This is a genomic window from Lactobacillus sp. MRS-253-APC-2B, assembly GCF_012843675.1.
Taxonomy (GTDB): Bacteria; Bacillota; Bacilli; order Lactobacillales; family Lactobacillaceae; genus Limosilactobacillus; species Limosilactobacillus pulli.
The window spans coordinates 42,741-57,751 of record NZ_JABAFO010000002.1; the positions used below are offsets into that span (position 1 = coordinate 42,741).

11 protein-coding genes are annotated in these 15,011 nt (G+C 48.8%); all 11 read left to right on the forward strand.

The window, feature by feature from the left end; all coding sequences use genetic code 11:
- Window positions 1–50 precede the first annotated feature (50 nt).
- The 11 genes from HF864_RS01840 (at window position 51) to HF864_RS01890 (ending at window position 14,856) form a co-directional block, all read left to right on the forward strand.
- Window positions 51–1,049, forward strand: coding sequence for a D-2-hydroxyacid dehydrogenase (locus HF864_RS01840; protein ID WP_169461422.1), 999 nt, complete (start codon window positions 51–53; stop codon window positions 1,047–1,049).
- 200 nt (window positions 1,050–1,249) lie between these two features.
- Window positions 1,250–2,248, forward strand: coding sequence for a D-2-hydroxyacid dehydrogenase (locus tag HF864_RS01845; protein ID WP_169461423.1), 999 nt, complete (start codon window positions 1,250–1,252; stop codon window positions 2,246–2,248).
- A gap of 166 nt (window positions 2,249–2,414) precedes the next feature.
- Entirely contained in the window at window positions 2,415–3,206 is a 792-nt protein-coding gene (rpsB, locus tag HF864_RS01850) for a 30S ribosomal protein S2 (RefSeq protein WP_169461424.1), read from the forward strand.
- Between the two features lie 105 nt (window positions 3,207–3,311).
- Window positions 3,312–4,187, forward strand: coding sequence for a translation elongation factor Ts (gene tsf, locus HF864_RS01855; RefSeq protein ID WP_169461425.1), 876 nt, complete (start codon window positions 3,312–3,314; stop codon window positions 4,185–4,187).
- Between the two features lie 84 nt (window positions 4,188–4,271).
- On the forward strand, window positions 4,272–4,994 hold the full coding sequence (gene pyrH, locus HF864_RS01860; RefSeq protein ID WP_169461426.1) for a UMP kinase: 723 nt from the start codon (window positions 4,272–4,274) through the stop codon (window positions 4,992–4,994).
- A gap of 3 nt (window positions 4,995–4,997) precedes the next feature.
- Window positions 4,998–5,561 carry a ribosome recycling factor gene (frr, locus tag HF864_RS01865; RefSeq protein WP_169461427.1) on the forward strand — a complete coding sequence of 188 codons (564 nt, stop codon included), beginning with the start codon at window positions 4,998–5,000 and terminating at the stop codon, window positions 5,559–5,561.
- Window positions 5,562–5,761: 200 nt separating this feature from the next.
- Complete coding sequence (locus HF864_RS01870; protein WP_272216323.1) at window positions 5,762–6,526, forward strand: isoprenyl transferase; 765 nt, start codon at window positions 5,762–5,764, stop codon at window positions 6,524–6,526.
- Window positions 6,527–6,542: 16 nt separating this feature from the next.
- A complete protein-coding gene (locus HF864_RS01875) occupies window positions 6,543–7,331 on the forward strand; it encodes a phosphatidate cytidylyltransferase (protein ID WP_169461429.1) in 789 nt (262 codons plus the stop codon).
- A 24-nt stretch (window positions 7,332–7,355) separates the two neighbouring features.
- Window positions 7,356–8,630, forward strand: coding sequence for an RIP metalloprotease RseP (rseP, locus tag HF864_RS01880; protein WP_169461430.1), 1,275 nt, complete (start codon window positions 7,356–7,358; stop codon window positions 8,628–8,630).
- Window positions 8,631–8,681: 51 nt separating this feature from the next.
- Entirely contained in the window at window positions 8,682–10,424 is a 1,743-nt protein-coding gene (locus HF864_RS01885; protein WP_169461431.1) for a proline--tRNA ligase, read from the forward strand.
- 94 nt (window positions 10,425–10,518) lie between these two features.
- Window positions 10,519–14,856, forward strand: a complete 4,338-nt coding sequence (locus HF864_RS01890; protein ID WP_169461432.1) for a PolC-type DNA polymerase III — start codon at window positions 10,519–10,521, stop codon at window positions 14,854–14,856.
- Window positions 14,857–15,011: the final 155 nt, after the last annotated feature.

Sequence of the window (15,011 nt, forward strand, 5' to 3'; positions counted from 1 at the left end):
ATCGATTTTTGGAGATAAAGATTTGTTTATGTAGTGGAGGAATTTGAGATATGAAGATTATTGCGTACGGAATTCGTGAAGACGAACGCCCCTATGTTAAAAACTGGCAATGGGCCAATCCAGATGTGGAACTGGTCTGGACCGACAAGCTGCTAGATGTTGAATCAGCTGAATTGGCCAAGGGCTGCGATGGCGTAGTTGCCTACCAACAGAAAAACTACTCGGCTGATCTTTTAAAGCGACTGCATGAAATGAATATTCACAACCTTTCATTGCGCAACGTTGGTATCGATAACGTTGACACTAAGGCGGCAGTTAAATATGGTTTTAAGATTACCAACGTACCAGTTTATTCCCCAGCGGCGATTGCCGAATTTGGCGTCACGCAGCTGCTGAACCTGTTGCGGCGAACTAAGGAATTTCAGAATAAGTTTGCCAAACGCGACTATCGCTGGGCGCCAAACATTGCCAGCGAGCTCAACCAACAGACGGTTGGCATTGTCGGGGCTGGGCACATCGGCCGCGTGATGGCGCATATCTGTCGAGGGTTTGGCGCGCGCGTCATGGTCTACAATCACCGTCCCAAGCCAGATCTGGTTAAGGCTGGCGTATTTACTGATTCTTTGGATGAGCTGTACAAAGAATCTACGGTAATTTCATTGCATGTGCCAGCTGTCAAATCAACTTACCACATGCTCAACCGGGATTCTTTTGCCAAAATGCAAAAGGGTGTTTTGATCATTAATATGTCGCGCGGTTCTTTAATCGATGAGCAGGATCTGATTGAAGCACTCGATAGCGGCCAGGTTGGCGGGGCGGCCTTGGATGTTTTAGAGGATGAGACCAAGATCTTTAACAAGAATATGGCCAACCAGCCGTCCAATTATCCAGCGTTTGATAATCTTGAATCACGCGAGAACGTTTTGATTACACCGCATACGGCATTCTATACGGATGAAGCCGTGCGCAATATGGTCGAACAGAGTCTGGATGCCAGTCGTGAACTGATCTTGACGGGCGCCAGCGACAAAATGGTTAAACTAGGATAGTAATTCTGACACGATGTTTTGCGGACATCGTGTTTTTTTGAGCAGCAAAGCTAGATTTTTAGAAGCGTTTTCGCGCCATGTTGGTTTCTTTTAAAGAGCTTTCATAAACAAAAATAGCTAAAATTGTTAAATTATGAACTTTTGGGTTATACTGGAAACAACGATGAAAAACAACTAAGCCAATCGGAGGTATGAAATCAATGAAGATCTTAGCTTATGGTATTCGTGAAGATGAAAAACCTTTCGTTAAGGAATGGGAACAAGAAAACCCAGAAGTTGAAGTTGAAATTACCGACAAGCTGCTGGATGAAGAAACGGTCGCAATGGCAAAAGGATTTGACGGGGTAGTTGTCTACCAGCAAAAGCCATATACCGATGCGGTTTTTGAAAAGCTGGACGCTTATGGCATTCATAATGTTTCACTGCGTAATGTTGGAGTTGACAACATGAACCCAGCTACGGTTAAGAAGTATGGGTTTAAGGTTACCAACGTGCCAGTATATTCACCAGCCGCCATCGCTGAATTTTCCGTTACGCAATTGATGAATCTGTTGCGGCGGACCAAGGAATACTTCCATAAGTTTGAACGCAATGACTTCCGCTGGGCACCACAGATTTCTCAAGAACTGAACCAGCAGACGGTCGGCGTGATCGGTACGGGGCACATTGGCCGCGTTGCCATCGACATTTACAAGGGCTTTGGCGCCAAGGTAATTGCCTATGACGTCTACCACAATCCTGAACTGGAAAAAGAAGGCCTCTACGTCGATACCTTGGATGAATTGTATGCCAAGGCAACGGTTGTAACGCTGCATATTCCATTGTTCCCATCGACTGAGCACATGCTGAACCAAGAAGCCTTTGATAAGATGCGTGATGGCGTCTTTATCGTCAATGCTTCACGTGGTCCGCTGATCGATGAACAGGCACTGATTGATGCGCTTGATTCTGGCAAGGTTGCCGGGGCTGCCTTGGACGTTTTGGAAGATGAAACCAAAGTCTTCAACCACGACATGACGGGCAAGAACATGACCTACCCAGAATTCTGGAACCTCAACTCGCGTGAAAACGTCCTGATCTCGCCACATACGGCCTTTTACACCAACGTGGCGGTACAAAACATGGTTAAGTACAGTCTGTCAGCCAACAAGGATCTGATCGAAACCGGCACCTCCGACAAGCTGGTTAAATTCGACTAATTAAAATACTGAAGAAAAAAGGCTTGCGACAACAGGCCTTTTTTTGTATACTATCAGTCGGTGCTAAATGCCCAATTCACACCTGGCGGGATGTTAGAGGAAGTGCCAATCGGTGCCCCTGACAGTTGAACGGCAGGGAGGAAAAAACTATTTGGAGGTATGATTCATGTCTGTTGTTAGCATGAAGCAATTGCTTGAAGCCGGTGTCCACTTTGGTCACCAAACTCGTCGCTGGAACCCTAAGATGAAGCCATTCATCTTTACGGAACGCAACGGCATCTACATTATCGATCTGCAAAAGACGGTCAAGATGATCGACACGGCCTACGACTACATGAAGGACGTTGCTGCTAAGGGCGGCGTTGTTCTGTTCGTTGGTACGAAGAAGCAAGCACAAGACTCAATCGAAGAAGAAGCTGTGCGTGCAGGTCAATACTACGTCAACCACCGTTGGCTGGGTGGTACCCTGACCAACTGGAAGACGATCCAATCCCGGATTGCTCGCCTGAAGGAATTGAAGAAGATGAGCGAAGACGGTACGTTCGACGTACTGCCAAAGAAGGAAGTTTCCGTGCTGACTAAGCAACGCGAAAAGCTGGAACGTTTCCTTGGCGGTATCGAAGACATGCCACGCATCCCAGACGTTTTGTACATTGTGGACCCACACAAGGAACAAATCGCTGTTAAGGAAGCTCAAAAGCTGCACATTCCAATCGTTGCCATGGTTGACACCAACACTGACCCTGACGATGTTGATGTTATCATCCCATCCAACGATGATGCTATTCGTGCCGTTCGTCTGATCACGGCTAAGATGGCAGATGCTGTCATCGAAGGCAAGCAAGGCCAAGACGATGCCAAGCAAGCTGAAGTAGCCGTTGAAGCTGCTGACGAACCAAAGGAAGTTTCTTCAGACGATCTGCAAAATCTGAAGAACAGCGTTGAAGGCAACAACTAACCAAATTAGTTAACGCTTGGGCTGTTTTGCAGTTTGGACCATTTTGGCCTAAGCGCAAAACAGCCTTTTTTATTAAAACATCTAATTTTAAGGAGAGACGTACTTATGGCTGAAATCAAAGCTAAGCAAGTAATGGAACTGCGGAAGAAGTCCGGTGCCGGTATCATGGATGCCAAAAAGGCCCTGGTTGCCAGCGATGGTGACATGGATAAGGCAATGGACTGGCTGCGTGAAAAGGGGATTGCCAAGGCTGCCAAGAAGAGCGACCGGATCGCTGCTGAAGGTCTGACCAACATCGCCGTTGACGGCAACACGGCCGTTATCGTTGAATTGAACTCAGAAACGGACTTCGTGGCTGCTTCTGACCCATTCAAGGAATCACTGGCTGACGTTACCAAGGTACTGCTGGAAAACAAGCCAGCTGACCTGGACGCTGCCCTGGCTTCCAAGACGGCCAACGGTACGCTGAATGATGACCTGATCTCCACGACGCAAAAGACTGGTGAAAAGGTTTCTCTGCGCCGCTTTGCCTTCGTTAACAAGGAAGACGGCGACAACTTTGGTGTTTACCTGCACCAAGGTGGCCGAATTGCTGCACTGGTCGTTCTGGAAGGTGCTGACGAAGAAACGGCTAAGGACGTTGCTATGCACGTTGCTGCCGTTAACCCAGAATTCATGACTCGTGAAGATGTTCCAGCTGATCGCCTGGCTCACGAACGCGAAGTCTTCAAGGAAGAAACGCTGAACGAAGGTAAGCCTGAAAAGATCGTTGACAAGATCGTTGAAGGTCGTCTTAACAAGTTCCTGTCCCAAATCTGCCTGGCAGACCAAGACTTTGTCAAGGACCCAGACGTAACGGTTGCTGAATACGTTGAATCCAAGGGTGGCAAGCTGAAGAGCTTCATTCGCTACGAAGTCGGTGAAGGTATCGAAAAGAAGCAAAGCGACCTGGCTGCTGAAGTCAAGGAACAACTGAAGTAATTCGTTAATTGACGAAATGCGCACTGGTCGATGACATCGGTGCGCTTTTTTTGCAAAATCGTGCATAGCAGGAAGGAATTTCAAATGTCTAAAGTAAAATACAACCGGATCGTCTTGAAGCTTAGTGGTGAGGCTTTGGCTGGTGAAAAAGGCTTCGGCATCAATCCACCGGTAATCAAGAAGATCGCTGAAGAAATCAAGCAGGTCTGCGATTTGGGCGTTCAAGTCTGCATCGTCTGCGGTGGTGGTAACATGTGGCGCGGTATTACCGGCGAACAGATGGGGATGGAACGTGCCCAGGCTGACTATATTGGGATGCTGGGTACGATCATGAACGGTCTGTCGTTGCAGGATGCCTTGGAATCAGTTGGCGTGCCAACGCGGGTTCAAACGGCCATCGAAATGCGCCAGATTGCTGAACCATACATTCGTCGCAAGGCTATTCGCCACCTCGAAAAGGGCCGCGTTGTTATCTTCTCTGCCGGTACGGGTTCACCATACTTCTCTACCGACACGACGGCTGCTTTGCGGGCTGCTGAAATGGACGCTGATGCCATTCTGATGGCCAAAAACGGGGTCGATGGCGTCTACTCTGCTGATCCAAACAAGGTCAAGGATGCCATTAAGTTCGATCATCTGACGCACATGGACATTTTAGACAAACACCTGCAAGTGATGGACTCCACTGCCAGCTCGCTGTCAATGGACAATCACATTCCATTAGTAGTCTTCAATCTGAACACGCCTGGCAACATTGTCCGTGTCGTTAAAGGCGAAGAGATTGGGACGACGATTGAGGGGGAATAAATAATGGCTGATGGTAAACAAATCCTAGCAGAAGCTAAAGAAAAGATGAATAAGTCCGGTGACGCACTGCGCCGGTCTTTGGCTGACATTCGGGCTGGTCGTGCCAACGCTAGTCTGTTAAACTCGGTTAAGGTTGAATACTATGGCGTGCCAACGCCTTTGAACCAAGTAGCCTCGATTACGATTCCAGAGGCACGGCAACTGCTGATCTCACCATATGACGAAAGTCTGCTGGGTGAGATTGAAAAGGCTATCTACGCTTCTAACCTGGGCTTGACGCCTCAAAACGATGGTTCCGCAATTCGGCTGGTGATCCCACAACTGACTGAAGAACGGCGTAAGGAACTGGTTAAGCAGGTTAAGGCTGAACTGGAAAAGGCCAAGGTTGCGGTCCGCAACGTACGGCGGGAAGCCATGGATGACCTGAAGAAGGGCAACAAGAACGGCGACTTTAACGATGATGAATTCCACAAGCTGGAAGACAAGGTTCAAAAAGAAACCGATGAAGGAATCAAGAACCTGGAAAAGATTGCCGACGAAAAAGAAAAAGAACTGCTGGAAGGCTAAGTTCTATATTCTAACTCAAAAGAGAAATCAACGTGCGTGGCGTTGGTTTCTTTTTATTTTTTACTGAGGACCGTGCCAGCCATACTAAAATCTAGCTTAATATTATGCATAGTTGGCGACAAATGTAGAGCCAGGCCTAGATTTCTGGTAAAATGAAAAGTGTTGCAATTAAAAAACAATGCGGAAATGGAGGGTTGTTCTTGTTTAACAAGAATCACCAGGCGGCAGATGAGCCGCAATTGGATATGTCCCGCATCCCAGCTCATGTTGCCATTATCATGGATGGCAATGGCCGCTGGGCGCAGGCGCGACACCTGCCTCGCGTGGCGGGTCACAAACAGGGTATGCAGACGGTGAAGAAAGTCACGATTGCTGCCAGCGACCTTGGCGTAAAAGTACTCTCGCTTTACGCTTTTTCAACGGAAAACTGGAAACGGCCAGAAAGCGAAGTCAGCTACCTGATGGACTTGCCGATTCGCTTCTTTAGTACGTTTGTGCCAGATCTGGTTAAGCACAACGTCAAGGTAACGGTTATGGGCGATATCACCAGACTGCCTGAAAAAACGCAAAAGGCCGTTTATGATGCCATGGCTGATACTAAAGACTGCGATGGTATGATTCTAAACTTCGCGCTTAACTATGGGGCGCGTGATGAAATCAAGCGGGCCGTGCAGTCAATTGCTCAACAGGCGGCAGCCGGCGAACTTGATCCTGCTTCCATCACTGAAGACACGATCAGCAGCCATCTGATGTCAGCTCAGCTGGGCGAATATGCAGATCCTGATCTTTTGATTCGGACCAGCGGCGAAGAGCGAATCTCAAACTTTATGCTTTGGCAGATTGCCTACAGTGAGTTGCTGTTCGTGCCAGAACACTGGCCAGACTTTGATGGCGAGACGCTTAAACGATGCCTGATTGAATTTCAAGGGCGGCACCGTCGTTTTGGCGGTTTGGTAAATAAATAGAAACGGGTGAAGATTAGTGAAAACACGGATTATTACGGCGGTCGTTGCCTTGGCAATCTTTATTCCACTGATTGTCTATGGCGGCTGGCCATTAACGATTGCGGCAGTCGTCTTAGGGATGATTGCAATCGGCGAAATCCTCAGCATGAAAAAGATGTTTTTGACGTCTTTTCCAGCCATCGTCAGCTACATTGGCGTGGCAGTCATGGTCTTGCCAAACAGTTGGCTGGACTTTTTGCCGAGTCACATTACGCGGCTGTTTGCCATGTACGTAATGGTGCTGTTGCTGCTGCTGCATACGGTTGTGCATAAGCAGCGCTTCAGCTTTGACGATGCTGGGGTCTTGGCATTGGGAATGCTGTATGTCGGCATTGGCTTTAACAACTTCTTGGCAGCACGGGCCGTTGGCTTTACGACGCTTTTGTATGCCATGCTGATCGTTTGGCTGACTGATAGTGGAGCTTATCTGTTTGGTCGTAAGCTGGGCAAGCACAAGCTGGCTCCGCGCGTCAGCCCGAACAAAACCTGGGAAGGCTCGATCTGCGGTACGCTTTTGGCAACAGTCGTCTTGGCTGTTTATCTTTACTTCTTCCCGGTTGGCTACCATAACTGGGGCTTGATGGTCTTCTTGACGCTGCTGCTTTCGATTTTGGGTCAGTTTGGTGATCTGGTTGAATCAGCACTCAAGCGATTCTACGGCGTTAAGGACTCCGGTAAGATCCTGCCTGGCCATGGTGGTATTTTGGACCGGTTTGACAGCATGCTGCTGGTCATGCCGGCCCTGTACCTGCTGGGGATTATCTAAGCTGGCCGAAAGGTAGGCGATTCTGTGATATTAACGATTATTACCTTTATTATTGTCTTTGGGCTGCTGGTTTTGGTTCACGAATATGGTCACTACTATTTTGCCAAGCGGGCCGGCATTCTGGTTCGTGAATTTTCGATTGGCATGGGTCCCAAGATCTGGTGGCATCGCAAAAATGGCACGACTTATACGATCCGAATTCTGCCATTGGGCGGGTACGTTCGACTGGCAGGTGCCGATGAAGAAGATGAGGAGTCGCTGCGTCCCGGAACGCCGGTTTCCATTCAGCTTAACGACCAGCAAAAAGTCACCAGCATCAATACAAGTGACAAAAACACACTGTTTCAAGGGATTCCGCTGCAGCTGATCGATCATGACCTAAACGAAGGCTTGTGGATCAAAGGCTACGTCAATGGTGATGAAAGTACGGTTAAGACCTATAGTGTCGATCATGATGCCACGATTATCGAAAATGATGGCACCGTCGTTCAAATTGCTCCCAAAGATGTTCAGTTCCGTTCGGCCAGCCTGGGCAATCGGATGCTGACCAACTTTGCCGGACCATTTAACAACTTTTTGCTTTCATTGGTTGTCTTTATCATTTTGGGCTTTACGCTCAGCGGCATTCCAACCAACAGCAATCGGCTTGGTCAGGTGCAGACTGATTCCGTAGCAGCCAAAGCAGGCTTGAAGGCAGGCGATCGGATTACTGAGATCAATGGTCACCGAACCAAGAACTGGACGGCTTTGGCAACTAGAATCTCGGGCAATCCGGGCAAAAAGCTGACCGTTGAATACCAGCGCAATGGTCATACGTATACCACGACGATGACGCCTAAAAAAGTCAAGCAGGGCAATGAGACGGTTGGTCAAGTCGGTATTGTTGAAGAGCAAAAGACCGATGCCAAGTCGCGGATCACGTTTGGCTGGCAACGGTTCGTTCAGGCCGGTACTCTGATTTTCAGTGTGTTGGGGCACATGTTTACGCATGGCTTTAGCCTTAATGACTTGGGCGGGCCGGTTGCCATTTATGCCGGCACGTCACAGGCTACGGCACTTGGGATTAACGGGGTGCTCAACTTCTTGGCCTTGTTATCGATTAACCTGGGGATCGTCAATTTACTGCCGATTCCTGCATTAGATGGTGGTAAGCTGTTATTAAACATCATCGAGGCGATTATCAGACGGCCGATTCCCGAAAAAGCAGAAGGCATCGTTACGATCATTGGCTTTGCCTTCTTGATGCTGTTGATGATTCTGGTTACTTGGAACGATATTCAACGCTACTTTATTCATTAAAATTTCTGGCTCCGTTTCATGAAGCCGTTCAAAGGAGTATTTTTTTAAATTATGAAGCAATCAAAGATTTTGATTCCTACCAAAAAAGAAGCACCAGCTGATGCTGAAGCGCTCAGCCATAAGATGATGGTGCGCGCCGGCTACATCTATCAAGTCTCGGCCGGGGTCTGGGCATATCTGCCAATGGCCTACCGCGTGATTCGCAAGGTGGAAAACATCATTCGCGAAGAAATGGACAAAGCCGGTGCGGTTGAAATGATGATGCCAGCACTTTTGCCAGCCGACCTGTGGAAAAAGTCCGGTCGTTACGAAAGCTATGGGGATAACCTGTTTAAGCTCAAGGACCGCCGCGATCGTGAATTTATCCTGGGACCTACGCATGAAGAAACGGTTACCAGCATTCTGCGTGACAGTGTCCAATCATACAAGAAGCTGCCATTGGTTGTTTACCAATTGCAAGACAAATTCCGTGATGAAGATCGGCCACGCTATGGTATCTTACGGGGCAAGGAATTTGAGATGCTGGACGGCTATTCATTTTCAGCTGATCAAGCCGGTCTGGATGAAGCCTACAATCTGCAGGCACAGGCTTATCGCAACATCTTTGATCGCATTGGGCTGGACTACAAGGTAATCTTAGCCGACTCTGGTACGATGGGCGGCAAGAACTCACAAGAATTCTCCGCGCCAGCTGAAGTGGGTGAAGACACGATTGCTTACACGGATGGTACCTACGCAGCCAACCTGGAAAAGGCGACGAGCAAGTTTGCTGGCGTTCAACAGACCGATGCGCCGGCTGAACTTATCAAGCAGCCAACGCCAGGTGCTCACAGTGTTGACGAGGCGGCTGAAAGCCTGGGAATGGAAAGCAGCCAGATCATCAAGTCCATGCTGTACATGGCTAAGATGGATGAAGAAGAAACGGTACCAGTGCTTGTATTGATGCGCGGCAATGACGAGGTTAACGAAACCAAAGTCGAAAACGCGTTGGACTGTGAAGAACTCAGTCTGGCCACTGAAGAAGATGCTGAAAAGTACTTGGGTGCTCACCCTGGTTCACTGGGGCCAGTTGGTGTTGGTGAAGAAGTGAAGATCTTAGCCGACAACTACGTCAAGGTATTGGTCAACATGGCTTGCGGTGCTAATGAAGACGGCTTCCACTACGTCAATGCCAACCTCGATCGCGACTTCCGTGTTGATGAGTTTGGCGATTTCCGTAACGTTCAAGAAGGCGAAATCGCACCAGACGGTCAGCCAATCAAGTTTACGCGTGGGATCGAATTGGGTCACATCTTCAAGCTGGGGACGCACTACTCCAAAATTCTTGGTGCTCAAGTGCTGGATCAAAATGGTCGTCAAACCGACATGGTAATGGGCTGCTACGGGATCGGGGTTTCCCGGCTGCTGTCAGCAGTTGCTGAACAAACGGCCGATGAACACGGTTTGGCCTGGCCAGACAGCATCGCACCATTTGACGTGCATGTGATCCCAGTCAATGCCAAAAACGATGAACAGATGCAGATGGCCGAAAGCATCACCAAAACTTTGGAAGCAGCTGGCTATGAAGTGCTGCTCGACGATCGTAAGGAACGGGCCGGCGTCAAGTTTGCCGATGCCGATCTGATTGGTCTGCCGCTGCGGATCACGGTCGGCAAGAAGGCCAGCGAAGGCATCGTTGAAGTCAAGATCCGTAAGACTGGCGAAACGATCGAAATCAAGCAAGAAGAAGTCGAAAACACGGTTGGCATTTTGCTCAAGCAATTGATGCCAAATACTGAAACCGCCGCTGAATAAATTTTGAGCGACAGACTTTACAAAAAGTGGTTTGAAGGTAGAATAGATTCTGCTTTTAGCCGCTTTTTTTAATGAATGAGAGAGGAGCATTGGAGTGAAGTTATCACGACACGAGCTGTTTGAGCATCTGTTGGATCAACTAAAGATGGATAAAAATGATCCGGCCTTTAAGGATGGCAAGATCAAGCAGGTAATCGTTCACCGCAAGTCCAAATGCTGGGAATTTGACATTGTATTGCGCAAGGTCATGCCTTATGCATTATTCCGGCAGTTCATCTCGGCTTTGCAGATGAGCTTTAGCCAGCTGGCCGGCGTTAATGCCAAAGTCAGGATCGTTACGCCAACCGATGAATTGGATGGCAAGGCAGTTGTTGACTACTGGTCATACGTGGTTGATGCCGAAGTCGGCGAATCGCCAATGGCACGCGAGGTCTGTTCAAAAACGATCCCCGAAGTCGATGGCAATCGCGTTCAGCTGCTGTTGGAAAACGAGGCCATCAAGGACTTTTTCGTTAAGAATCTGCTGAGTGCGATTGAAGAAGGCTATCAAAAAGTCGGTTTTCCACAGTTTCGAATTCATCCCTTAGTCGATCAGTCGGCTTCTGAACAAAAAATCAAAGAGCTCAAGGCCAAACAGCAGCAACAAGACCAAGAGCTGGTAAAAAAGGCCATGGAACGACTGCAGCAGCAAAAGGCCGAAAAAAAGCAGCAGGATAATTCGCTGCCTGACCTGGGTGATGGTCCGTTGGTGATTGGCAAGCCGATCAATCCCAAGGAACCGGTTCGGCGGATGGCTGAGATCACGGAAGAAGAGCGCAACGTGGTCGTTGAAGGATACGTGTTCTCCAAAGAAGTCCGTGAGCTGCGCAGTGGTCGCCAGCTGCTGATCTTAGAGGTAACCGACTACACATCATCATTTGCAATCAAGAAATTTTCCAACAACAAAGAAGACGAGGCTAAGTTTGCGGCGATCAAGGAAGGCGAATGGATCAAGGCACGCGGCCCGGTTCAAGAAGACACTTACATGCGTGATTTGACGATCATGGCCTATGCGATTCAACAAGTCAGCCATCCTGCCAGAAAAGACAACGCGGAAGGTGAAAAGCGCGTTGAATTACATCTGCATACCACGATGAGTACGATGGATGCCACCAACTCAATTTCCGACTACATCAAACAGGCTGAAAAATGGGGGATGAAGGCTATTGCCGTAACCGATCATGCTGGCGTGCAGGCTTTCCCCGAGGCGTTTAACGCCAGCCATGACAAAAAAGGCAATGCCAAGATCAAGATTTTATATGGTGTGGAAGCCAATGTCGTTGACGATGGGATTCCTTTGGTCTACAACGAAAACCACGATGAGCTTTTAGGCAACACGTATGTCATCTTTGACGTGGAAACAACGGGGCTTTCAGCGATCTACGATAAGGTGATTCAATTATCGGCCGTCAAGATGCGTGATGGTGAGGTGTTAGACTCGTTTAACCAGTTTATCGATCCGGGCTTCCCGCTTTCTGAACAAACCAAGGAACTGACCAAGATTACTGACGAAGACGTTAAGGGATCCAAGTCGGAAACCGAAGTCTTTCAAATGTTCCAAGACTTTTGTGCGGGCTGCCTGCTGGCTGGACACAACGTCAGCTTTGATATGGGCTTTTTGAATACCGGCTATGAGCGTGATGGCTTGCCGCGGATTACAGCTCCGGTGATCGATACTTTGCCATTGGCGCGCTTTTTGCACCCAGAAATGCACCGGTTTACGCTGGATACTTTGAGCCGTAAGTTTAAGGTTGGACTTGATCACCACCACCGGGCCGACCACGATGCCGAGGCAACGGGACACTTGCTGCACATCTTTTTAAGAGATGCTGAAAAGCGCTACGATGCCAAGTACGTCGATGATTTGAACAAGCATATGTCGGATAATGGCGCTTATCGTCATGGGCGACCGTTTCATGCGACGATCTTTGCTCAGAATCGTGATGGCTTAAAGAATCTCTACAAACTGGTCTCTTTGGCCAACGTTAAGTACTTTTACCGGGTACCACGGATTCCGCGCAGCGTGTTGGATCATTACCGCGATGGACTTTTGATTGGGACGGCCTGCTCAAGAGGCGAAGTTTTTACCGCCATGATGGAAAAAGGCTACACGGATGCCAAGCAAAAAGCACAATACTATGACTTTATTGAGGTTCAGCCCAAGCCAAACTACGCGCCTTTGATTGAACAGCAGATTATCTCAAACACCGCGCATCTGGAAGACATCATCAAAAATATGGTCAAATTGGGTGCCGACCTGGATAAGCCGGTGGTGGCAACGGGTGATGCACACTATCTCAATCCAGAAGACAAGATCTATCGCCACATTTTGATCAACTCACAAGGTGGCGCCAACCCACTCAACCGGACCCGTCGGCCAGACGTACCATTTAGAACGACTGATGACATGCTCAAGCAGTTTGCCTTTTTAGGTGAAGAAAAGGCCCACGAGATTGTCGTGGAAAACACCAATCGCTTGGCCGACTCAATTGAAGAAATGCGGCCAGTGCAAGATTCGCTGCACACACCGAACATGAAGGGCGCCAATGAAGAATTGGCCAGGCGGACCTGGGATACCGCGCATGCCTGGTATGGCGATCCATTGCCAAAGCTAGTTAAGGATCGTGTCGAATTGGAATTAAATTCGATCATCGGCAACGGGTACGCAGTTATCTATCTGATTGCCCAGCGCCTGGTAGCCAAGTCCAATAAAGACGGTTATCTGGTTGGCTCGCGTGGTTCGGTTGGATCATCAGTCGTGGCCAACCTGGCCGGAATTACCGAGGTTAACGCCTTTCCGCCGCATTATCGCTGTCCCAACTGTCAATACAGCCACTTCTACACAAAAGGTGAGTACAGCTCGGGCTTTGATATGCCAGATAAGGACTGCCCTAAATGTGGGACTTTGATGATTAAAGACGGTCATGACATTCCGTTCCAGACTTTCCTTGGCTTTAAGGGTAATAAGGTTCCCGATATCGATCTGAACTTTTCTGGCGACTACCAGCCGATCGCGCATAACTACATGAAGGTGCTCTTTGGTGAAAAGAACGTTTATCGGGCCGGGACGATCGGTACGGTGGCTGACAAGACAGCTTATGGCTACGTCAAGGCCTTTGAACGCGATACTGAGCAGCAGTTCCGTGGTGCCGAAGAGGATCGTCTGGCCAAAGGTGCAACCGGCGTTAAGCGGACGACCGGTCAGCACCCAGCCGGAATTATTATCGTACCGGATGACATGAGCATCTATGACTTTACGCCGGTGCAGTATCCAGCTGATGATCAAAACGCAGCCTGGGAGACGACACACTTTGATTTCCATTCAATCCACGACAACATTTTGAAGATGGATATTTTGGGTCATGATGATCCAACCATGATTCGTTTTTTGCAAGACCTTTCTGGTGTCAATCCACAGACGATTCCAATGGATGATCCTGGGGTGATGAGTCTGTTTTCCAGTCCCGACATCTTGGGTGTTACTGAAGAACAGATTCAAAGTAAAACTGGGACCTTGGGATTGCCAGAATTCGGGACCCGCTTCGTACGGGGAATGCTGGACGATACGCACCCGAAGAACTACTCACAGCTGTTGCAGATCTCTGGTCTTTCGCACGGGACTGGGGTGTGGCTGGACAACGCTCAAGAACTGATCAAAAACGGTACTGCTACGATTGCCAACGTTATCGGTTGTCGTGACAACATCATGACCGACTTGATCCACTATGGTCTGGATTCAGAAACGTCATTCCAGGTCATGGAGCACGTGCGTAAAGGGCGCGGGATTCCAGAAGAATGGCAAGAAAAGATGCTGCAGGCGGGCGTGCCGCAATGGTATCTGGATTCTTGTCTGAAGATCCAATACATGTTCCCGCGGGCGCACGCGGCAGCTTATGTTTTGATGGCGCTGCGGATTGCCTACTTTAAGGTCTACTTCCCATTGGTATACTACGCCGCCTATTTCTCGGTGCGGGCCGATGACTTTGACGTAGTCGCCATGGCGCATGGTAAGGATGCCGTCAAGGCGCGCATGCAGCAGATCAACGACCAGGGCAATGAAGCCAGTGCCAAGGATAAGAGTCTGCTGACGATTTTGGAATTGGCCAATGAAATGCTGGAACGCGGCTACAACTTTGAGATGGTTGATCTGAATCGTTCCGATGCTACGGACTGGCTGATTGATGGCAATTCATTGATTGCACCGTTTCGAGCTATTCCTGGACTGGGGGTCAACGTTGCCAAGCAGATCGTAGCCGCCCGGGCCCAGCGACCGTTCCTTTCCAAAGAAGATCTTTCCGAGCGCGGTAAAGTTTCACAGACTTTGATTGAGTTTATGACAGCTAACCATGTCTTAGACGACTTGCCGGATGAAAATCAGCTTAGTCTGTTTTAACGCTAAGCATTTTAGCTGACTGGGTAGCTGATCATTATTTAGCTAGCGTAGAAATGGCAAATTTGGCTTATGGTTGCTAAGTATGAACAAAGATGCTATACTATCAATAGTGAATAACTCGTTAGGGAGTGAGCAGCAATGCTCGCTCTTTTTAT